Genomic DNA, 20,478 nt, shown 5'->3' on the forward strand with positions numbered 1-20,478 from the left:
ATCGAGACTCTTTACCGGACAGTCACTTATAAAAACAGTAATATACTGTAAATTAAACAGTATTAACGCGAACTTAAGGATCTCGACCCTTGTCCGACTCCAATACCACTCGATTCGATTACGTGAGCGCAGGCAAACAGACCATCTCGATTGAGCAAGAGGCTATACAAGCCCTAAATGACTCTCTTGGAGAGGCGTTCAACCAAGCTTGTCACTCTCTTTTGAACTGCAAAGGACGTGTCATCGTGACTGGCATGGGCAAATCAGGGCACATTGGCACCAAAATAGCAGCAACTCTAGCAAGCACCGGAACACCCGCGTTTTTTGTGCACCCAGGCGAGGCGAGTCATGGCGATCTGGGCATGTTCACGAAAGAAGATGTTGTCATTGCCCTATCCAACTCAGGTGAATCCAACGAAGTCGTTACTATTTTACCTCTGCTTAAACGCAAAGGGATTACGCTCATTTCAATCACCTCTAAACCCCATTCAGCGTTGGCAACCAGTGCTGATATCAGCCTTGTGACCCCTATCGAACGCGAAGCTTGCCCACTTAATCTTGCCCCCACCTCCAGTACAACCGCACAACTGGTGCTTGGCGATGCGATCGCAACGGCTCTTTTAGAGGCGAGAGGATTTAGTGCAGAAGATTTTGCCTTTTCACACCCCGGCGGTGCGCTGGGTCGTCGACTGCTGTTGAAAGTGAGTGATTTAATGCACTCTGGAGACGAAGTTCCCTCAGTTGCACCAGGCACTCCCATTCAAGAAGCGCTTTTGGAGATCACCCAAAAACGCCTGGGAATGACAACCGTTGTGGATGAAGAACTCCAACCTCTTGGCATTTTTACCGACGGGGACCTCCGCCGTGCCATTGACCAAGGCGTTAATCTGAATCAAGCCTCAATCGACTCTGTCATGACAAAGAGTTTCACAACGGTGACGCCTGAGATGTTAGCCGCCGAAGCTTTACAGATCATGCAAGATAAAAAAATTAATGCACTCATTGCTTTAGATGAGACAGGGAGAGTTGCTGGGGCATTGAACATGCATGATATGTTAAAAGCAGGGGTCATCTAATGCGTCCCAATCCAACAGAAGAACAGATAGCACTAATCAAACCCATTCAACTACTGGTGATGGATGTTGATGGCATACTGACCGAGGGCAATCTTAGCTTCCTAGCCGATGGCAGTGAGATTAAGAGCTTCAATATACTGGACGGCCTTGGCATTAAGCTGTTAACGGAATCCGGCGTAAAAACCGCCATCATTACCGGTAGACAATCTAATCAAGTCATCCAACGCGCTGAGTCACTGGGCATCAATTACATACAGCAAGGCCGAGAAGATAAATTGACCGCGCTTCAAGAGCTTTGGAAAAACACCGGTTTTAACGCTTCAAACACGGCCTATATCGGCGATGACTTACCTGACCTATCTGCCATTATAGCCGCACGCTTTGGGGTCACCGTTCCGAACGGTCACTGGCTCGTAAAAGAGAACGCTGATCATATTACGACTCAATCAGGCGGTCGCGGAGCTGCACGTGAGCTGTGTGAATTGATCATGGCTTGCCAAGGTACGCTAGACAACGCGTTGGAGCGATTTAAGTGATCACTAATCTCAGAGCGAAAATTCGATTAGCCATTGCGTCGACGTTGATTGCTCTTTTTTTGATCTTCACACTGTTATTGAATCAAGGCGATATTGAAGAGGGCGTACTCCTAAAAGAGAACCCGAACAGAATTGATTTTTTTGTAATAGACGCCACTCTTACTCGTTGGTCTGAAGCGGGCAATCTAAGCTCTGTCACCCACACTCCGCGAGCAGAGCATTTAGTTAACTCAGAACAGATGAAGTTAACAACACCTTTCTCAGTAGGCTATCGCCAAGATGGCACGACTGAACACACCATCAATGCTGATCTGGGCTTTTTTGCTGACGACAACAGTCAACTAGACCTTGAAGGCAGTGTAGAGCTTCACCATAATCCAGATTCTGAGAAAGACACTGCACTCTTCACAGAGCAGTTGAGCTACTTTCCAGAACAGAATCTGGCGACCAGTGATGTAGCCGTCGAATTTCTGAACAACCAGGGTTCAACCAAAGGGGTTGGCATGACACTGAATACGGAATTAAACACCTTAGATCTTCATTCAACCGTGAGGGGGGCCTATGTCGCTTCGAGCACTGACCAGTAACCTATTTCTAGCCTTTACAGTTGTTCTTAGTGGATCAGCTTTAGCGCTGCCAACCGATCGAGACGAACCCATCTACGTAGAGGCAGACTCAGCTAATATTGATGAGGCCAAAGGAGTCACTCGATACACAGGCAACGTCATCATCACCCAGGGATCAATGGTGCTTAAAGGTGAAACCGTCGATCTGTTACGTGGTAATGATGACACCATCAATCAGATTATCTCAAAAGGTGCTCCAGCCTACTTCGAACAACGCCCTCAACTGGACCAAGAGATTACCTATGCAACGGGCTCAACTCTAGATTACACAGTAAGCTCTCAACTGCTGTTAATTACGGGGAACGCCAGAGTGACTCAGGGTGGTGACGAGTTCACTGGCGCCAAAATTAATTACGACATGGCGAACTCTAAAGTAAAAGCCTTTAGCAGTGAGAGCGGAAGCCAGCGTGTCAAAATGGTTCTTCAGCCTAAAAAAGATAATTAACCATGAGTTCACTCGAAGCCCTTCACCTAGCCAAAAGCTACAAAGGACGCTCTGTTATTCAAGATGTGTCCGTCACTGTTGAGCCTGGTGAGATTATCGGATTGCTTGGGCCCAACGGTGCGGGTAAGACAACCTGCTTCTATATGATTGTAGGTCTGGTCAGAGCGGATCGAGGCAACATTCGTCTCAATGGCGACGACGTCACTAGAATGCCTATTCATGAGCGCGCAAAACGCGGCTTAGGCTATCTTCCGCAAGAGGCCTCTGTATTCAGAAAGCTGAGTGTCTACGATAACCTGATGGCCATACTGGAGCAGAGAAAAGACCTGACCAAAGATCAACAACACGAGAAAGCTCAATCTCTACTAGAAGAGTTCCATATCACTCACATCAAAGAGTCCAAAGGGATGGTCCTATCTGGGGGTGAGAGACGCCGAGTTGAGATTGCAAGAGCCCTAGCAAACGACCCTGACTTCATCCTACTGGACGAGCCTTTTGCTGGTGTAGACCCCATCTCTGTCAGCGACATCAAACAGACCATCAGGCACCTTAAAGATCGAGGTATTGGCGTCCTGATAACCGATCACAATGTCAGAGAGACTCTCGACATTTGCGAACGGGCTTACATCGTTAGTGAGGGTAACATTCTTGCAGAGGGTGAGCCTGAGCAGATCATGATGAATCAAGCCGTTAAAGAGGCTTATCTGGGCAATGATTTTCGCTTGTAACTCTCACACTTTTAAGTAATTATCATTTTAATGAAGCACTCTTTACAGCTCAAAGTCGGACAGAACCTGTCCATGACCCCACAATTGCAGCAAGCGATCAAATTGCTGCAACTCTCCTCCTTAGAGCTACAGACAGAGATTCAAGAGGCACTCGATAGTAACCCACTACTGGAGGTAGCCGATGAAGAAGATCAGAGTGAAGAGAACTCTCAAAGCATTGAGCAAAAAGAGTCATCAACCTTAGATGAGACCCAATCTAATTCAGAGATCGAAGAGACGTTCGAATCGTCTCAGCCGGAAGATAGCTGGTCTACTGATGACATACCTGAACAGCTTTCAACCGACAGTCAATGGGACGATACTTACCAAAGCTCTTCAAATTCCAATCGTGATGATGATTGGATGCCAGGTGATAATGACGCTGCGGTTGAAACCATCCAAGACCACCTTAACTGGCAACTGAATCTGGTTAATTTCAACGATGTTGATCGATACATTGCTGAGATGATTATCGACTCTATCGATGATCGTGGCTATCTGATCACCGATCTGCAGGACATTCTTCTTAACTGCCAAGAGGAACTACCTGAACTCTTTTTTGAAGTGGAAATGGATGAGGTGGAGACAGTACTTCACCGCATTCAACAGTTTGACCCACCCGGTGTCGGTGCCCGTGATCTTGCAGAGTGTTTGAAAATCCAGTTAAGACAGCTACCCATAGAGACACCTTGGCGCGCAGAGTCACTGCGCCTAGCGACCGACTATTTAAACCTGTTGGGCAGTCGAGATTTTAAATCTTTGATGCGCCGTATGAGGCTCAAAGAGGAGCAACTGTCAGAGGTGGTTAGGTTGATTCAATCACTTAACCCAACACCAGGAGACTCTTTAGATCTGGGTGATACTGATTACATCGTACCGGACGTGATCGTGCGTAAACGCGCTGGGGAGTGGACACTCACTTTAAATAACGACGTAGTTCCTGAGTTACGTATCAATGATGTCTACTCAGGCATGATTAAACGTGCAAACAACTCCGCGGAGAACCAATTTTTAAAAGACCATCTCCAGGATGCACGCTGGTTCATAAAAAGCTTACAAAGCCGCAACGAGACCCTCTTAAAGGTTTCAACGGAGATCGTTTCCAGACAGATCGGTTTTCTCGAGCAGGGTGAACAGGCGATGAAGCCTCTTATTCTTCACGATATTGCTGAAGCCGTTGATCTACATGAATCCACCATCTCCCGTGTTACAACTCGAAAATACATGCACACCCCGCGCGGTGTCTTTGAATTGAAGTATTTCTTTTCGAGTCAGGTGGCTACCAGTGACGGCAGTGGTGCATCGTCAACTGCGATCCGAGCAATCATTAAAAAACTAATTTCAAAAGAAGACCCTCGCAAGCCACTAAGTGACAGTAAGCTTGCTACACTACTAGATGAAGAGGGGGTGAATGTTGCAAGACGAACCATTGCTAAATATCGCGAAGTTCTCAACATTCCACCTTCAAATGAGAGAAAGCGTTTGGTTTAATTGAGGTAGGCGGCCTCATTTTTTCACTCCGCCTAAGACGAGGAGAAGTCATATGCAGATAAATATTACTGGTCATCACGTAGACCTGACTGAAGCTCTAAGTGAATACGTACGTAACAAGTTCGATAAGCTAGAACGTCACTTCGACAACATTCAGAATGTACAAGTTACTCTCAGTGTCGAAAAGCAGGGTAAAAAAGCCGAGGCTGATATTCACTTAGCCGGTGGCCAAGTGGTCGCTTCTGATGAGCATGATGACATGTATGCAGCGATTGATGGCTTAGTGGATAAGCTTGATCGCCAAATCATCAAGCATAAAGAAAAAATGAAATCTCACAAATAAACGAACGACAACATGCAACTAGGTGACCTACTGACGACTGAAACAACCGCCTGCCGGGAGTCAGTCGCCAGTAAAAAACGCCTTCTTCAAGTGGCCAGCGAAAAGCTGGCCTCTTCAGTTGATGGCGTAACAGAAGATGAAATTTTTACAGGCCTTCTTAATCGTGAACGATTAGGCAGTACAGGAATTGGCTCTGGCGTGGGTATACCCCACTGTCGAATTCCGGGCTGTTCAACAGCATCCGCCTGCTTAATCACACTCGATGGCGGTGTCGATTTTGATTCAATCGATTCAGCGCCGGTCGATCTTGTCTGCGCACTGATCGTGCCCGATGATGGAAATGATGAGCACCTTAAGACACTGGCTGGTTTAGCCGAGCTGTTCAGCAAGCCCGAAGCCCTTAATTCACTTAGAGACTGCACGAATTCTGAGGCCCTACTCAATAAAGCAACTGAGCTATCAAAGGTCTAATCATGAGAGTCGTTGTTATCTCGGGTCGCAGTGGTTCAGGGAAGAGTACCGCCTTGCAAGCACTTGAAGATGTTGGGTTCTACTGCATAGACAACCTACCGGCGACGCTATTGCCAGCGTTGGTCGAGCAGATGCTTAACGACCAGAATAACGCACCCCTGATTGCTGTGAGCATTGATGCCCGCAACCAGCATACAGACCTAAAAGCCTTCCCAGAGATCATGGAATCCTTGAGGGCTAGAGAAGACATAGGCATCGAGATCACTTATCTTGACGCATCAGAAGCGACCCTATTGAAACGATACAGCGCCACTCGAAGAAAACACCCGCTGAGCAACCAAGATATTGGACTGGAAGAGGCAATAGCCTTAGAACGAGATCTGCTTGAGCCCATTGCAAGTTCTGCAGACATGAGAGTTGATACCACTCGGCTTTCACTCTATGAACTGCGTGACACCATTAAATTGAGGGTAGCACAGCGTAAAGAGCAAGCGCTCTCTTTGCAGTTTGAATCCTTTGGCTTCAAGCACGGCGTTCCATTAGATGTTGATTTCAGCTTTGACGTCAGGGTGCTTCCTAACCCCTACTGGTTTGTAGAGTTGCGCCCTCTCTCTGGGAAAGATGAACCGGTTAAAAAATTTCTCAACGCTTCCGATGAAGTGAATGAAATGATTAATGACATAGAGCAGTTCATTGTGAAGTGGATTCCCCATTTCAAAACAAATAATCGAAGCTATGTTACTGTTGGCATTGGTTGCACGGGCGGCCAACATCGCTCTGTATACATTGCGGAGAGCCTTGCATCTCGCTTTGCTGACAGAATGGATAACATCCAAGTACGCCATCGAGAATTATCAGAATAAGTTTCGCAATGATTGAAAAAAACGTTACTATAATCAACAAATTGGGACTACACGCGCGTGCAGCGGCTAAACTTATTGGCGTAACAGGTAAGTTTGGTTGTGACATCAAAATCACAAAAGATGGCAAAACAGTCGATGCTAAAAGCATTATGGCCATTATGATGTTGGCTGCATCCCAAGGAACAGATCTAATCATACAAACGGATGGCGCTGATGAATCCGCCGCGATGGATGCCGTGATTGAGATCATAAATAACCGTTTTGACGAAGATGAGTAGAGACTAACCTACTCGTAAAGGAGGGCTGCATGAGTACGGACGAAGCACCGATCGCTCTAGATACGTTAAGCGAAGCCCTTCAATCAGATAATCTCAAACAGATTCGCTACATGCTCAACAAGGGCATGCGGCCTGTGGAAGTTGCTCACCTTCTAGAGAAAACCCCTCCTCGCGAACGTCGCATTGTATGGAACCTGCTCAACCCAGAGATAGAGGGTGAGGTTCTACAACACCTCGGTGAAGATATTCAGGCTGAAATTGTCAGCGATTTAGACGCGGCAGAAATTTTGGCGATGACAGAGTCACTCGATGTCGATGACTTAGCCGATATTCTTCAGCAACTTCCTGACACGGTCATGCAAGAGATGCTGCAAAACATGGATTTGCAGAATCGCCAACGTGTTGAAGCGGTACTCTCCTATCCTGATGATACGGCCGGCGGTCTGATGAATACCGATACGGTAACCATTCGACCTGATATTACGGTTGAGACGGCGCTTCGTTATCTACGTCGACACAGTGAGATTCCTGACAGTACCGACAGTATTTTCGTAGTGAGTCGCAAACGCAACGCACTAATCGGTGTACTTCCTATTACTCGACTTCTTATTTCAGACCCACAGATGCTGGTTCGTGAAATCATGAAGACCGAGAATGACCATGCAATCCCTGCCGATCTTCCTGAACGAGAGGTAGCTCGCATCTTCGAACAGCGCGACTTGATCTCGGCCCCTGTTATCAATGAGGATCGACAGCTTCTAGGTCGTATCACCATCGATGACGTAGTCGACGTCATTCGAGAAGACGCCGATCACTCACTGATGAGCATGGCCGGTCTGGACGAGGATGAAGACACCTTTGCTCCGGTACTAAAAACCAGTCGCCGTCGTGCAGTCTGGCTAGGAATTAACCTGATTACCGCTTTTTTGGCCTCGGCCGTCATTGGCCTGTTTGAAGCCACCATCGATCAGGTTGTAGCCTTGGCAGTACTGATGCCAATCGTCGCCTCAATGGGTGGCATCGCCGGCAGTCAAACCCTCACTCTTGTCATTCGCGGCCAAGCACTTGGACACATTGAAAGACACAATATTGGCTGGCTGTTTAACCGCGAGTTAATCGTTAGCATCATCAACGGGTCACTCTGGGCTGTTGTAGTGGCCGCCATTGCTGTCCTCTGGTTCCAAGACATGACGATCGGTATAGTGATCGCAATGGCCATCGTGATCAATCTCGTCGCGGGCGCGATGGCAGGCAGCCTTTTGCCACTGACCCTTAAGCAGGCGGGAATCGACCCAGCACTAGCTGGGGGTGTTCTACTCACCACCATTACAGACGTGGTAGGCTTTTTTGCCTTCCTTGGACTAGCTACCTTTTTCTACGGTTAATTATGAGCAGTAAAGATTTTTCAAAAGAGAGTGATCAAGAGATCGAACTCGTCAGCCGCAGCCAAGTTAAACGGGAAGCTGAAGAGCTTCAAAAACTGGGTGGTCGCATCACTGAGTTACGACTTGATCAACAAGCGAAAGTCCCCATGTCTGAACGCCTCGCAGAGGCCTGTGCAGAGATGACAAGAATCACCTCAAATGGTGCGAAAAAACGTCAACTTCAGTACATCGGCAAATTGATGCGCACAGAGGATGCCGATGCCATTCGTGTCGCCATTGACCAATTCGACTCAGCTAGCGCTGCTCATAACCAGAAATTTCATGCACTTGAGCAGTTGCGTGAACGATTGATAGCCGGAGACAAGTCAGCGCTCTCTGAGGTGATGGAGAAGTTTGAAAACTGCGATATGCAGCATCTACGAGCTTTGATTCGAAATGCTCAAAAAGAGCGCAAAGAGAACAAGCCACCGGCCAATTTCAGAAAGGTATTTCAGTACCTTCGTGACTTAGATGACGAGTCTTGAGAGTAACATTTAACGATCTCTCTTATTAATGATTTCAAGCACAGGTTCTCTCCATGGGCCTGTCATTGAATAGCTAAGTTTAGTCGCTTCGTTGATCTTATCCCCAATCAACTTATCGATAAGAAACAGGGCTCCTGCCACCTGAGGGGCCCCAAGTAGAACCGCTGCCAAGGGTGTATTGCCTGTCAGTGGCAAAATCACATCAACCCGTTTATCCACCGTTCTATTGATAAGATTTAAAGAGCCTTCTGCAGTCAAATCGGCCGAAGCGCCTCTCATAATGAGTGGCTCTTGAGTCTTAGCAACCCCATCCTCTAAATGGTACTTACCAACCAACTTATCAAAGGTGATACCGGATTTATAAAGGTCACTAAAATCGAGGCGCAGACGTTTAAATAGATTGTTAAAATCGAGTATTCCAAACAATCGAAGAAGCGCTGAGTTACCTTTTGCTTCAGTAATCTGCCCGTCTCGAAGGTCAAATTGCAGATCACCTCCTAGGCGATAACGACTGAATGACCAAGGCGCTCCAGGCCAGCTCAGTGCAAACTCAGCGGAGAGACTTTTGGTCTCTATCGCTCTTGGGTCACCCATTGATTCAAGATAGTCAGCAAGGTTGCTGCCTTTTGCGCTAAGAGCAATGCGACTCTGTTCACCCTGACCGACTGACCAGATACCCTGTCCGGTTATGCTGATACCTGCGACATCGGCCTCCAATTGATCGATCAAGAGGCTATTGCCGGATGGAAGTAGATGGGTTGTCCAACGACCCCAATGATCATCATTCCACACAAGATTTTCAATCAGAAGGTTGGTTGAAGGTATTTTGCTAATCACCTCGATGGGTGTCGGATCAGGCAATGGAACTTCTGGTTCTAATATCGATGGATCGCTCTCTGGTGTGCGCAGGTGAAGGTGGCGAAGATTTAAGTTCAAGCTGGAATCAGCAAGCTTGTAATCTATAACACCCTGAATATCACGGCCATCCAGTGCAATAGACCACCGATCGTTAGGATTGCTCGCCTCAGCAAGGATTGACTCAAATTTAAGAGCTCCAACATTCAGCTGTCCGATCTCGATGGCTGTTGTAACGGAAAGCCTTTCTTTAGTTCCATTTTTAGGCTCTGATAGAGCATCAATAAACCCAAGTAGCTCCTCAACTTCAATTGAAGGAAGGGATCCATCAATGTGAAGGCGATCAGATATTTTATAGCTCGCCTGATTTCCGCCTAGACGAATATTACCGGTTAAGGGTGAATCTAAATTTAGGTGAGCCTTTAAACGATCCGCATAATTAAGCTGTATTGTTGGTGATGAGTGCAGGGTCATCAGTAGGCTCAAGCGGCTAATATCGGAAGATTGATGTGCTAAATAGTCTGGAGCATCTACTCGGGTACCGGTTAATTGAGACTCCACTTTTAGAGTCGATTGACACTGTTTAGAACAGAGTTTTAATGTCGAGTTGAGTGGAATTTCACCCGAGATGACACCTGACAGTGGGATACCGGCCCATTGCATTAACCTATGAGAATCGATTCGACCGGCAATCTGAATATCAGTTGCGGTTGAGTCATTTGAGATATCAACATCAAATGTTCGACCTAAGAAGCTTGCTTTCAAACCCTCAGCCGACAGTCCACTTGCCAAATTAAAATTAACTGTGCCATCTATATCCGTTACGGCAACCCGTTGAGTTTCAGATATAAAGACACCACGATTCAGCTCGGATTGAATCTGCAGTTTAGGGGCCCCTCCTTTGAGAGGAACGTATAGATCCACTAAAGATTTATGACTACCCGATAGCTGCCAATCCACTAGCTTATTGCCAACGCTGTTGGCCAACGCCTCACTGTGAAATAGGCTGTTCAAATCAAAAGCTGAACCCTCAATCGCTAACAAGGTCTCGAGTTCACCCGACCCACTCTCCATCCAAAGATCTGCAAAACCGATCTCAGTACCTGCAGCACTGCCCTGCTCTAACTGAACACGAGCTGCCCCATCTCGAGCATGAATGATGGCTTGGGCCCGGTTCAACACGGGCCAGGGTGATTGATAATCTAGTGTTGTATTCTCTACCGCTACGTAGAGCTCGCTCAATGGCTTAGGTCTATCAGCCATAAGCCTAGTCGGAGTCACCAGAACTAAACCGGCCTCTTTGACATCACCTTGAATCAGCGCTCTGTTTAACCAGCTATAAAGCCCTTCACCGACAACCTTAGGCGGAGTTAGCAGTAGAGCCTCTCGGGCTATTGCGCCCTTAAGCCCCATCGATAGATTAAGTAGCGCTTGTTGCTCTTTATCATAGGGTAGATCAATCGAGAACTGGCCTCGTGTTCGGATGTTATTCAACCCCAGCTCTAATAGATCAGATCCAACGGCCACATAATCACTGTGGAGCTGCCAGTTAACACGTCCTTGCGCAAAATTAAACGGCAATGCCCAGTCGTAGACCGTTGGGAATTCCATGACAAGCTGCTGACTGTCAATATCTACCCAGCCGCGGTCACTTGAAACATAAAACGAACCATTCAACTGTGATGCAGCAGGTGAACCTTTCCAGGATTTGACCGACACATCTGACAACTCACCGACCACAGAGAGGTTTTCAAATCCCTGGCTAAGATCAACGGTTAACCCTTTGACTAAACCACCGGGAGAGAGCGATTTAATCACCTCTCTGCTTTGATCACCCAAAGGCTGGTTAAGCGCAAGAGCCGACAGGTCTGATAGATTAAGCTCAGCCAGTTGAATTCGATTAGCCATCCAACCATTGACGCCAGTACTTAAATCGATCGCAGTCGGTGGCAGTGAGAATTCACTGCCTTGATAGAGGGTTGAAAAGTCTTGAAGTTGCAGCTGATAATCACGATCAACCGACTGAACAGAGAAATTTGTTGAAAGCTGCTCTAGTGCCAGCTCACCAAGCTCATCGGGCAGTACAAGTTGCAAGCTATTGGCTGATAAATTACCGACAAGATAATCCAGACTGGCGCCACGCAACTGCCCCCATAGCCGCACATTCGCACTAATAGAGAAGCGCTGTTCGACACCTGCAAGATCGGCCAACTCTGAGCCAATGTTATCGAGTTCAACATAGAAAGGTAATAGTAGCTGACCGTTTGTGGATTGACCTTGGTGCTGAATCGCAAAACGCATGCGACTATCTTGACCCAACACTGGCATCCAAAAACTACCGCTCAATTGATGCTCTGTTTCACTGCTTTCAAGAGACATATTGTCCAGATTGATGAAACGAGAGCGACCTGATTCTGGAATCAGATGAAGTTGTGATTCAGAAAATTCGATGGAAGGCTGTTCAAATAGAATAGCAATCAACGTATCGATTGCGCGATTATCCGTCTTTGATTGATTCGAGTCAGCTAACCACCGCCCTTCAGACTGACGCCATTTTACGTTCAACCCCTTTGCCGTGACCCGTTGAAAAATAGGTGCAGCATCAATCAATGAACGCCATGGATCCAATTCAAACGAGATGTTTTGGAGGTGAAACTCGATCTGCTTTGGTTTGAGGTAGTCGATATCCGAATGGATCTCTTTAAACTCAAAAGTTGGATAGGGGCCGCGCCAGCCAGTCTCAAGCTCACCTATCGAGACTTCAACGCCAAGATATTGACTAAGCTGAGCCGCAATATCGGTTCGGTAATCGCCCAGCAAAGGGAAGGCTAAGCGCACAGCCGTTAGCAAGATGGCTAACAGTGCTGCTACCATCAAAACCCACCAACTGACCCAAAGCGTATGCCGAACCATGAATTCCCCGCTACCTCAGAACCACATCAAAGTGTTCTGGGTTGTAGTGAGTGTCGCTCTGGAAGCGAATCGTTTTCCCAATAAACGACTCCAGTTCAGCGACATGGTCTGATGCATCATCCAGCAAGTAATCAACCACGGCTTTAGCCGCAATGACCAAATAGGAGTCGGTATCGTAGGCCCTATGTTGACGCAAGATCTCTCGAAAGATTTGATAGCACACCGTCTCAGGCGTGCGAATCATGCCTCTACCTGAACAGGTCTCACAGGTTTCACACAGAACCTGCTCTAAACTCTCACGAGTACGTTTACGCGTCATTTCAACCAGCCCCAATTCGGATACGCCAGTCACTTTGCATTTAGCGTGGTCTTTATCTAGCTGTCGCTGAAGAGTTCGCAAAACTTGACGCTGGTGTTCTGGGTCTTCCATATCGATAAAATCGATAATAATAATGCCACCCAAATTACGAAGCCTCAGTTGTCGACCAATCGCCGTCGCAGCCTCCAAATTGGTTTTAAATATCGTCTCTTCCAAATTGCGATGACCGACAAAAGCGCCGGTATTGATATCAATCGTGGTCATCGCTTCGGTTTGGTCAAAGATCAGGTAGCCACCCGACTTAAGCTCAACCTTGCGACCCAGAGCCTTCTCCATCTCCTCTTCAACGTTAAAGAGGTCAAAAATAGGACGTTCACCTGGGTAGTATTCCAGCTTCGATTCAATTTCAGGAACTAGTGTGCGAGCGAAGCTTTGTGCACGCTGAAAGGTCTCTTTAGAGTCAATTCTGATACGTTCAATTTCAGAATGAGTCATGTCTCTGAGTGCTCGCATATTGAGCGGCAGGTCCTCATAGACGGTTGCCGGCGCTTTCGCCCCCTTAACTCGGTTCTGAATACTCTCCCACAAGCGATGCAAGAAACTGATATCGGCTTTTAATTCCAACTCTGTCACACCCTCAGCGACGGTGCGCAGAATGTAGCCATACTCAGGCTCAGCTGTCTCATCGTCAGAATTGATCAACTCAGATCTGAGAATCTGCTTCAAGCGATCTCGTTCTTCTTCATCTTCAATTCGTTGAGAGACCCCAATATGAGAGGCATCTGGCATTAAGACCAGATAGCGTGATGGAAGAGATATATGGGTCGTCAGGCGGGCTCCTTTACTGCCAATAGGATCTTTAGTCACTTGTACTAGCAGTGATTCGCCTTCACGCAACACCTGAGCAATGGAAAGAGCAGCACGTTCATCCGGTGTCAGAGACTGATCAACCACTTCATCAACGTGTATAAAAGCAGCTCGCTCAAGCCCCACATCGACAAATGCAGCCTGCATGCCCGGAAGCACTCGAACCACTCGCCCTAAATAGATATTACCTAAAATCCCGCGACGCTTTGCACGCTCAACATAGATCTCTTGCGGCATGCCATTTTCAATGACTGCGACTCGAGTCTCCATCGGTGTGAAGTTAATTAGTATCTCTTCACCCAAAACCTTACTCCTTACTCAACAGACCCTTGGGTCCACGCTGAGAATCCAAATTTTTCTAAAATCTTTCCAGTTTCAGCGATCGGCAAACCCACGACTGCGCTGTAACTTCCCTTAATCTCTTTGACAAACAGTGCACCCATGCCCTGAATGCCATATCCACCCGCTTTATCCTGAGGTTCTCCGCTGAACCAATAGCGCTCCATATCTCTCTCATTGACAGGATAGAAGCTAACCTGAGTAATCACCACTTCGCTGCGAGTCTGTTGACCATCAGTAATAGCGACCGCCGTCATAACCTGATGTTGATTACCCGACAGGCGTTTAAACATAGTAAAGAAGTGGTCAGGACTTTCAGGCTTCCCTAATATCTGATTATCGATCACTACACTGGTATCGGAACCTATTACCAGAGCCCCTGGGTAGTGTTTTGCAACTGCTTTGGCTTTATTGCGTGCCAGGCGGTTTACATAATCCTCAGGTGTTTCCTCGCTAAGTGGTGTCTCATCGATATGAGCCGGATGAACTTCTGGAGAGATCCCTATCTGTTTTAATAACTCTAGTCGCCTAGGTGACTGAGAGGCCAAAACCACGTTCATTAGTTCAAATCCAAGGATCGTGCCAAGCGACGCAAAGTCATAAACACGAATGGCCAGAGAAGCGCACTGGTCAAAGCCGGCAAAAGAAACAGCAGTGTATCAGCAGAATTTCCAACCAGACCTTGCATCCAATAGTAGATCAATTGATTCAGCCCCACCAACAGCAGCAACACAAAGGACTGCTGAAGCATTGGAAACACTCTTAACCGACTGTGCAGTAACTGTGTAATGAAGGCAATCAGAGTCAGAGATAGAGCACCTAAACCGAGCACTGAGCCTCGCATTAAATCCAGTAATAGCCCAATAAAAAACGCATAGACTAAGCCAACACGATTGGGGGCCCAAATAAGCCAAAAGAAAAGAACCAACAGAACGAAGTCTGGCCGGAACCACTGCAAAGAGCTATCCAAAGGAAATTGACTCAGCGTTATTGCTAGCAGAAAAGTAGCCAGTGTGACAAAAAAGCCACCACCAGAGGCTTGATCACTCACTCTCCAACCTCTTTAATCCATTCACCTGCTGAACCAAAAGCAGATAGCGGCTCTTATCAAGCGTTGCCGTTGGCCTTGCTCTGACCACTGCAAAGGAGCGACCAGGCTCCTGTCTAAATTCGGTTATCTCAGCGACGGGGTAACCCATTGGAAAGACGCCGCCCAACCCAGAGGTAACAAGTAGGTCACCAATACGAATATCTTCAGTATTGGGGATGTGGTCCAGTTTGAGCTCAGTAGTGGATCCACTACCGAGCGCAAGGGTACGGAAACCCGTACGTAACAGTTGAACAGGAACAGAGGATCTAGAGTCAGTCACCAACATGACTCGACTGGTGACGGGCGCAAGATCAACGACAAGACCCATGATACCGCCGGAGTCCAGTGCAGGTTGCCCAATAACAACTCCATCCTGTTCACCGCGGTTAATCAATATTTCATGCTGAAAAGGGTCAGAGCTAACGCCTATCAACTCTGCCATCTGAACCTCTTCCTCCACCTTTTGGCGAGCATTCAGCAAAGTTCTTAAACGGCGATTTTCACTGGCAAGAGTCGCGTTTTGTAGCACTTTTTGTTCTAGCAGAATGGCTTCTGTTCGCAACTCATCATTCTCTGCAATCAGTGTGGCTCGACTGACCACCACATCTGAAACGCCACCTGCCATTTTGACTGGCAAATCCACCAACCACTGCAAGGGGGTAGCAACAAGGTTTAGATAGGCTTTGCCTTCACGAAATTTATTGAAGGTAAGATCGAGCGCAACGATAGAGAGCGCTACGATTATGAGAAGAGTAAACAGCAAACGCGACGGACCACTTTTAAAGATCATGACTTTAAACCCTTCGCGTTGCCGTTATTAAAGATCAGTCACGTGACAGTAACTCAAAACCCTGTTTATCCAGTATCTCAAGTGCTTTACCGCCACCACGAGCCACACAGGTCAATGGATCTTCTGCCACAATCACTGGAAGGCCGGTCTCTTCCGTCAGAAGGCGATCAAGATTTCTTAGCAGTGCACCACCGCCTGTCAAAACAATACCGTGCTCAGCAACGTCCGCTGCCAATTCAGGTGGACACTGTTCTAGTGCACCTTTAACGGCTTGAACAATCGACTGGAGAGGCTCTTGAAGGGCTTCAAGAATCTCGTTCGAGTTAAGCGTGAACATACGTGGGATACCTTCAGCAAGGTTACGACCACGCACATCAATCTCTAGCACTTCAGGTGCTGGGTAGGCTGTACCTATCTCTTGTTTGATTCGCTCGGCTGTCGCTTCACCAATCAAGCTTCCATAATTCCGACGAACGTAAGTAACAATCGCCTCGTCAAATCGGTCACCGCCGACACGAACAGATTCAGAGTAGACGATACCGCTCAACGAGATCACCGCAATCTCAGTGGTACCGCCACCGATATCGACAACCATCGAACCAGTTGCCTCATCAACTGGGAGACCAGCACCGATCGCAGCCGCCATTGGCTCTTCGATTAGGTAGACCTCTCGAGCACCTGCACCTAGTGCAGACTCTTTGATTGCTCGACGCTCAACCTGAGTTGACTTACAAGGTACACAAATCAGAACACGAGGCGATGGACGAAGAAAACTGTTGTTGTGAACTTTACTGATGAAGTACTGAAGCATCTTTTCAGTCACGTGGAAATCAGCAATAACACCATCTTTCAATGGACGAATAGCGGTAATATTGCCTGGCGTTCTACCCAACATTCTTTTTGCATCGGTACCGACAGCCGCTACGGTCTTCTGGTTGCCTTGCTGGCGGATAGCCACTACAGATGGCTCATCTAGCACGATCTCACTATCTCGAAGATAGATCAGCGTATTGGCAGTTCCCAGGTCGATGGAAAGGTCGCTAGAAAAGAGACCACGAATCTTTTTAAACATTGGATTTAAAACCTTATAAGCGATGACTTTAGAAGCCAATTCATTAATCAAAGAATGTTAGCAACGACGGGGATTTTGGGCAAGGCGCAAATGTGATAGATTACGCGCCATCACAATGTTTTTACGAAACTATTTTCCACTTCTTACAGCCGCAAAATAGTTTCAATCACACCATTTAAAGAAAGAAGGTTAAGCATGTCCATCGATCGCTCCGATGTTGAACGTATTGCCCATCTTGCCCGTTTAGAGCTGAACGAGCAGGATATTCCGGCCTACACCGAAAACCTAAGCAGCATTTTAAATCTTATTGATGAGATGCAGCAGATTGATACAGACGGTGTGGAACCACTGGCACACCCACTGGATGCAGTCCAACGCTTGCGTGCTGACGAAGTTACCGAGTTGAATCAACGAGATAAACTTCAAGCGGTTGCACCAGCTGTTGAAGAGGGGCTTTTCCTTGTCCCTAAAGTCATTGAGTAACAGGATTCGGATTAGAGATATGTTTGAAAAAACACTGAGCGAACTGGCTCAAGACCTTCGCAATGGCACTGTGAGCAGTGTTGAGCTTACCCAAGCGTTTATCGATCGCATCAACCGTTGTGACAGCGAGTACAACTCGTTCATCACCACCACCCCTGAACTGGCTCTGCAGCAAGCAAAAGCAGCTGATGAGAGTCTTGCAGCGGGTACTGCAGGCCCTTTCACAGGACTTCCGATCGCACACAAAGATCTGTTTTGTACAGAGGGTGTCAAAACCAGTTGTGGCTCCAAAATGTTGGACAACTTTGAGTCACCCTATGACGCTACCGTAGTTGCCAAGTTCAAATCAGCAGGCGCTGTAATGCTGGGTAAAACCAACATGGATGAGTTTGCGATGGGATCAACCAACGAGAGCTCTTTCTACGGCGCTTGTAAAAACCCTTGGGACATTAGCCGTGTACCGGGTGGCTCTTCAGGTGGCTCTGCTGCTGCAGTCGCAGCACGACTAACACCCGCCGCAACAGGCTCTGACACAGGTGGTTCAATTCGCCAACCGGCAGCATTCTGTGGCATTACCGGCATCAAGCCAACCTATGGACGCGTCTCTCGTTACGGCATGGTTGCCTACGCCTCTTCGCTTGATCAGGGCGGTCCAATGGCTCGCAGCGCTGAGGATTGCGCTCTGATGCTGAATGTCATGGCGGGACAGGACTCAATGGACTCAACCTCATCGGCACAACCGACCGAGGACTACACCGCGTCACTCAACAACTCGCTTCAAGGCCTAAAAATCGGAGTTCCAAAAGAGTTTATGAGTGCCGATTTAGACAGCGCAATGGCGGCTCAAATTGAGACAGCGATCAAACAGCTTGAATCGCTGGGCGCCACAATCAAAGAGGTTAGCCTTCCGAATACACGCATGTCGATTCCGGCCTACTACATCATTGCTCCGGCGGAGGCATCGTCAAACTTATCACGGTTTGATGGCGTACGTTACGGCTACCGTTGCGAGAACCCACAAGATTTGGAAGACCTCTACAAACGGACTCGTGGCGAAGGCTTTGGCTCTGAAGTTAAACGCCGCATCATGGTTGGAACCTACGCACTCTGTGCCGGCTACTACGATGCCTACTACAACAAAGCTCAACAGATTCGCCGCTTGATCCAACAAGATTTCATGCGCATCTTTGAAGAGGTCGATGTCATTGTTGGGCCGACAACACCAAGCCCTGCGTTTACCATTGGTGAAAAAGTGAATGACCCTGTCGCAATGTACATGGAGGACATCTTCACACTGTCGTTAAACCTGGCTGGTCTTCCCGGTATGTCCGTACCTTGTGGACAGGTAAACGGCTTGCCTGTTGGCCTTCAGTTGATAGGGAACTACTTTGACGAAGCTCGCCTATTGAACGTAGCTCACCAATACCAACAAAATACAGAGTGGCACACCCTGTCACCGGTTACGGCATAAGGAGATCGATATGGAATGGGAAACAGTTATCGGTCTAGAGATCCACGTTCAGCTCGCGACCAATACGAAAATATTTTCAGGTGCTAGCACTGCCTTCGGTGCCGAACCCAATACACAAGCGTGCGCCGTTGATCTGGCATTGCCGGGCACACTGCCGGTATTCAACGATGGCGCACAGAAAATGGCCATCATGTTTGGCTTAGCGATTAATGCCGAAATCGGTAAACGTGCCGTTTTTGAGCGCAAAAATTACTTCTATCCAGATCTTCCCAAGGGTTACCAGACAACCCAACTAGAAGCACCTATTGTTGGCGAAGGTTACGTCGATATTGAAACGGAAGATGGCGAACGTCGTGTTCGTATTCATCACGCTCACCTAGAGGAAGATGCCGGAAAATCCTTACACGAAGATTTTCACGGCCAATCCGGTATCGACCTTAACCGAGCCGGTACACCTCTAGTCGAAATTGTCTCTGAACCCGATATGCGCACCTCTAAAGAGGCCGCTGCTTACGCTCGAAAGATCCATGCGATAGTAACTAATCTGGGCATCTGTGACGGTAACATGGCCGAGGGCTCAATGCGTTGTGACTGTAACGTCTCCATTCGCCCTAAAGGCAGTGACACCCTAGGTACTCGCACCGAGCTGAAGAACATCAACTCGTTCCGCTTCATTGAGCGTGCAATCGACACCGAGGTAGAGCGTCAAATCGACCTAATAGAAGATGGCGGCACAGTAGTACAAGAGACTCGTCTTTACGATCCAGACAAAAACGAGACTCGAAGCATGCGCTCGAAAGAGGATGCTAACGACTACCGTTACTTCCCTTGCCCAGATCTACTTCCTGTCGTGGTCGATGATGCCTATGTAGAAGCCATTCGTCTAACGCTTCCAGAACTGCCGGACGCACGAAAAGAGCGTTTCATCAGTGAACTGGCTCTATCTGAATACGACGCTGGTGTTCTGTCAGCTTATCGCAACCAAGCGGACTACTTTGAGTCAGTGGTTGAGTGTTGTGGTGATGCCAAACTGGCTGCCAACTGGGTGATGGGAGAGTTGGCCAAAAACTTAAACGCAGCCGATCTGAGCATTGATAACAGCCCCGTTAGCGCAGAGCAGTTAGGCGGTCTTCTAGTTCGCATCAAGGACAACACCATCTCTGGCAACATTGCTAAGAAAGTCTTTGAAATCCAATGGAACGAAGGCGGTACAGCTGACGAAGTGATTGAAGCCAAAGGGTTGAAGCAAGTCACCGACACCGGTGCAATAGAGACCATGATCGACGAGGTCATTGCCAATGCAACAGCACAGGTTGAACAGTATAAAGCTGCTGAACCAGAGAAACGGGGCAAAATGCTTGGTTTCTTTATGGGCCAGGTCATGAAAGCATCCGGCGGCAAAGCCAACCCAGGTGCGGTCACCGGCATACTTAAATCTAAACTGGATGCTCTTTGCGACTAACAGGTAAACACT

Annotated in this window: 21 protein-coding genes; 15 read left to right on the forward strand and 6 right to left on the reverse strand. The window is 47.7% G+C overall.

What is annotated here, in order from left to right; translation table 11 throughout:
* Window positions 1–89 precede the first annotated feature (89 nt).
* From XMD530_RS00715 to yjgA, 12 genes are read left to right on the forward strand one after another with little or no spacing between them, the layout of a single operon-like run.
* A complete protein-coding gene (locus XMD530_RS00715) occupies window positions 90–1,076 on the forward strand; it encodes a KpsF/GutQ family sugar-phosphate isomerase (protein WP_173480520.1) in 987 nt (328 codons plus the stop codon).
* Window positions 1,076–1,612: an HAD family hydrolase gene (locus tag XMD530_RS00720; RefSeq protein WP_173480519.1), complete on the forward strand. Its 537-nt coding sequence runs from the start codon at window positions 1,076–1,078 to the stop codon at window positions 1,610–1,612. The genes XMD530_RS00715 and XMD530_RS00720 overlap by 1 nt, the downstream gene beginning before the upstream one ends.
* Complete coding sequence (gene lptC / locus XMD530_RS00725) at window positions 1,609–2,199, forward strand: LPS export ABC transporter periplasmic protein LptC (protein ID WP_173480518.1); 591 nt, start codon at window positions 1,609–1,611, stop codon at window positions 2,197–2,199. The genes XMD530_RS00720 and lptC overlap by 4 nt, the downstream gene beginning before the upstream one ends.
* On the forward strand, window positions 2,174–2,683 hold the full coding sequence (gene lptA, locus XMD530_RS00730) for a lipopolysaccharide transport periplasmic protein LptA (protein ID WP_173483318.1): 510 nt from the start codon (window positions 2,174–2,176) through the stop codon (window positions 2,681–2,683). The genes lptC and lptA overlap by 26 nt, the downstream gene beginning before the upstream one ends.
* Before the next feature lie 2 nt (window positions 2,684–2,685).
* On the forward strand, window positions 2,686–3,411 hold the full coding sequence (gene lptB / locus XMD530_RS00735; RefSeq protein ID WP_173480516.1) for an LPS export ABC transporter ATP-binding protein: 726 nt from the start codon (window positions 2,686–2,688) through the stop codon (window positions 3,409–3,411).
* A gap of 30 nt (window positions 3,412–3,441) precedes the next feature.
* Window positions 3,442–4,941 (forward strand): RNA polymerase factor sigma-54, encoded by a 1,500-nt coding sequence (locus XMD530_RS00740; protein WP_173506558.1) that lies wholly within the window; start codon window positions 3,442–3,444, stop codon window positions 4,939–4,941.
* Window positions 4,942–4,993: 52 nt separating this feature from the next.
* The gene (hpf, locus tag XMD530_RS00745; protein WP_173483917.1) at window positions 4,994–5,284 is read left to right on the forward strand and encodes a ribosome hibernation-promoting factor, HPF/YfiA family; all 291 of its coding nucleotides are present in this window, start codon (window positions 4,994–4,996) and stop codon (window positions 5,282–5,284) included.
* Window positions 5,285–5,296: 12 nt separating this feature from the next.
* Complete coding sequence (locus XMD530_RS00750) at window positions 5,297–5,755, forward strand: PTS sugar transporter subunit IIA (protein ID WP_173483916.1); 459 nt, start codon at window positions 5,297–5,299, stop codon at window positions 5,753–5,755.
* 2 nt (window positions 5,756–5,757) lie between these two features.
* Window positions 5,758–6,618 carry an RNase adapter RapZ gene (gene rapZ, locus XMD530_RS00755; RefSeq protein WP_173483915.1) on the forward strand — a complete coding sequence of 287 codons (861 nt, stop codon included), beginning with the start codon at window positions 5,758–5,760 and terminating at the stop codon, window positions 6,616–6,618.
* Window positions 6,619–6,626: 8 nt separating this feature from the next.
* Entirely contained in the window at window positions 6,627–6,896 is a 270-nt protein-coding gene (locus XMD530_RS00760) for an HPr family phosphocarrier protein (RefSeq protein WP_173483320.1), read from the forward strand.
* 29 nt (window positions 6,897–6,925) lie between these two features.
* Entirely contained in the window at window positions 6,926–8,281 is a 1,356-nt protein-coding gene (mgtE, locus tag XMD530_RS00765; protein WP_173480510.1) for a magnesium transporter, read from the forward strand.
* A gap of 2 nt (window positions 8,282–8,283) precedes the next feature.
* Window positions 8,284–8,805: a ribosome biogenesis factor YjgA gene (yjgA, locus tag XMD530_RS00770; protein ID WP_173498192.1), complete on the forward strand. Its 522-nt coding sequence runs from the start codon at window positions 8,284–8,286 to the stop codon at window positions 8,803–8,805.
* Between the two features lie 9 nt (window positions 8,806–8,814).
* Here yjgA and XMD530_RS00775 read toward each other — a convergent pair whose 3' ends face one another.
* From XMD530_RS00775 to XMD530_RS00800, 6 genes are read right to left on the reverse strand one after another with little or no spacing between them, the layout of a single operon-like run.
* Entirely contained in the window at window positions 8,815–12,534 is a 3,720-nt protein-coding gene (locus XMD530_RS00775; RefSeq protein ID WP_173506559.1) for a YhdP family protein, read from the reverse strand.
* Between the two features lie 49 nt (window positions 12,535–12,583).
* On the reverse strand, window positions 12,584–14,062 hold the full coding sequence (gene rng, locus XMD530_RS00780) for a ribonuclease G (RefSeq protein ID WP_173483910.1): 1,479 nt from the start codon (window positions 14,060–14,062) through the stop codon (window positions 12,584–12,586).
* Window positions 14,063–14,073: 11 nt separating this feature from the next.
* A complete protein-coding gene (locus XMD530_RS00785; protein ID WP_173488566.1) occupies window positions 14,074–14,658 on the reverse strand; it encodes a nucleoside triphosphate pyrophosphatase in 585 nt (194 codons plus the stop codon).
* Window positions 14,658–15,149, reverse strand: a complete 492-nt coding sequence (gene mreD / locus XMD530_RS00790) for a rod shape-determining protein MreD (protein WP_173483326.1) — start codon at window positions 15,147–15,149, stop codon at window positions 14,658–14,660. The genes XMD530_RS00785 and mreD overlap by 1 nt, the downstream gene beginning before the upstream one ends.
* Window positions 15,142–15,978: a rod shape-determining protein MreC gene (gene mreC, locus XMD530_RS00795; protein WP_173506560.1), complete on the reverse strand. Its 837-nt coding sequence runs from the start codon at window positions 15,976–15,978 to the stop codon at window positions 15,142–15,144. Before mreC ends, mreD begins: the two co-directional genes overlap by 8 nt.
* Window positions 15,979–16,012: 34 nt before the next feature.
* Window positions 16,013–17,050 carry a rod shape-determining protein gene (locus XMD530_RS00800; protein WP_173506561.1) on the reverse strand — a complete coding sequence of 346 codons (1,038 nt, stop codon included), beginning with the start codon at window positions 17,048–17,050 and terminating at the stop codon, window positions 16,013–16,015.
* A 195-nt stretch (window positions 17,051–17,245) separates the two neighbouring features.
* Here XMD530_RS00800 and gatC point away from each other — a divergent pair, with 195 nt between their 5' ends.
* Genes gatC through gatB form a run of 3 tightly spaced genes read left to right on the forward strand, consistent with a single transcriptional unit; the run spans window position 17,246 to window position 20,466 of the window.
* Window positions 17,246–17,533, forward strand: coding sequence for an Asp-tRNA(Asn)/Glu-tRNA(Gln) amidotransferase subunit GatC (gene gatC / locus XMD530_RS00805; RefSeq protein WP_173488563.1), 288 nt, complete (start codon window positions 17,246–17,248; stop codon window positions 17,531–17,533).
* Window positions 17,534–17,552: 19 nt separating this feature from the next.
* Window positions 17,553–19,004 carry an Asp-tRNA(Asn)/Glu-tRNA(Gln) amidotransferase subunit GatA gene (gene gatA, locus XMD530_RS00810; protein WP_173506562.1) on the forward strand — a complete coding sequence of 484 codons (1,452 nt, stop codon included), beginning with the start codon at window positions 17,553–17,555 and terminating at the stop codon, window positions 19,002–19,004.
* Window positions 19,005–19,014: 10 nt separating this feature from the next.
* Window positions 19,015–20,466, forward strand: coding sequence for an Asp-tRNA(Asn)/Glu-tRNA(Gln) amidotransferase subunit GatB (gene gatB / locus XMD530_RS00815; protein ID WP_173483327.1), 1,452 nt, complete (start codon window positions 19,015–19,017; stop codon window positions 20,464–20,466).
* The last annotated feature ends 12 nt before the right edge of the window (window positions 20,467–20,478 follow it).

The sequence above is a fragment of the Marinobacterium sp. xm-d-530 genome (assembly GCF_013283365.1).
Lineage (GTDB): Bacteria > Pseudomonadota > Gammaproteobacteria > Pseudomonadales > Balneatricaceae > Marinobacterium_E.

Excerpts from the sequence above, each read along its gene's own strand:
- lptB (WP_173480516.1), top strand. The coding sequence starts at position 2,686 with ATGAGTTCACTCGAAGCCCTTCACCTAGCCAAAAGCTACAAAGGACGC.
- mgtE (WP_173480510.1), top strand. The coding sequence starts at position 6,926 with ATGAGTACGGACGAAGCACCGATCGCTCTAGATACGTTAAGCGAAGCC.
- XMD530_RS00800 (WP_173506561.1), bottom strand. The coding sequence starts at position 17,050 with ATGTTTAAAAAGATTCGTGGTCTCTTTTCTAGCGACCTTTCCATCGAC.
- XMD530_RS00720 (WP_173480519.1), top strand. The coding sequence starts at position 1,076 with ATGCGTCCCAATCCAACAGAAGAACAGATAGCACTAATCAAACCCATT.
- hpf (WP_173483917.1), top strand. The coding sequence starts at position 4,994 with ATGCAGATAAATATTACTGGTCATCACGTAGACCTGACTGAAGCTCTA.
- lptA (WP_173483318.1), top strand. The coding sequence starts at position 2,174 with ATGTCGCTTCGAGCACTGACCAGTAACCTATTTCTAGCCTTTACAGTT.
- yjgA (WP_173498192.1), top strand. The coding sequence starts at position 8,284 with ATGAGCAGTAAAGATTTTTCAAAAGAGAGTGATCAAGAGATCGAACTC.
- XMD530_RS00750 (WP_173483916.1), top strand. The coding sequence starts at position 5,297 with ATGCAACTAGGTGACCTACTGACGACTGAAACAACCGCCTGCCGGGAG.
- mreC (WP_173506560.1), bottom strand. The coding sequence starts at position 15,978 with ATGATCTTTAAAAGTGGTCCGTCGCGTTTGCTGTTTACTCTTCTCATA.
- XMD530_RS00785 (WP_173488566.1), bottom strand. The coding sequence starts at position 14,658 with ATGAACGTGGTTTTGGCCTCTCAGTCACCTAGGCGACTAGAGTTATTA.
- XMD530_RS00760 (WP_173483320.1), top strand. The coding sequence starts at position 6,627 with ATGATTGAAAAAAACGTTACTATAATCAACAAATTGGGACTACACGCG.
- gatB (WP_173483327.1), top strand. The coding sequence starts at position 19,015 with ATGGAATGGGAAACAGTTATCGGTCTAGAGATCCACGTTCAGCTCGCG.
- XMD530_RS00775 (WP_173506559.1), bottom strand. The coding sequence starts at position 12,534 with ATGGTAGCAGCACTGTTAGCCATCTTGCTAACGGCTGTGCGCTTAGCC.
- XMD530_RS00740 (WP_173506558.1), top strand. The coding sequence starts at position 3,442 with ATGAAGCACTCTTTACAGCTCAAAGTCGGACAGAACCTGTCCATGACC.
- gatA (WP_173506562.1), top strand. The coding sequence starts at position 17,553 with ATGTTTGAAAAAACACTGAGCGAACTGGCTCAAGACCTTCGCAATGGC.
- gatC (WP_173488563.1), top strand. The coding sequence starts at position 17,246 with ATGTCCATCGATCGCTCCGATGTTGAACGTATTGCCCATCTTGCCCGT.
- rapZ (WP_173483915.1), top strand. The coding sequence starts at position 5,758 with ATGAGAGTCGTTGTTATCTCGGGTCGCAGTGGTTCAGGGAAGAGTACC.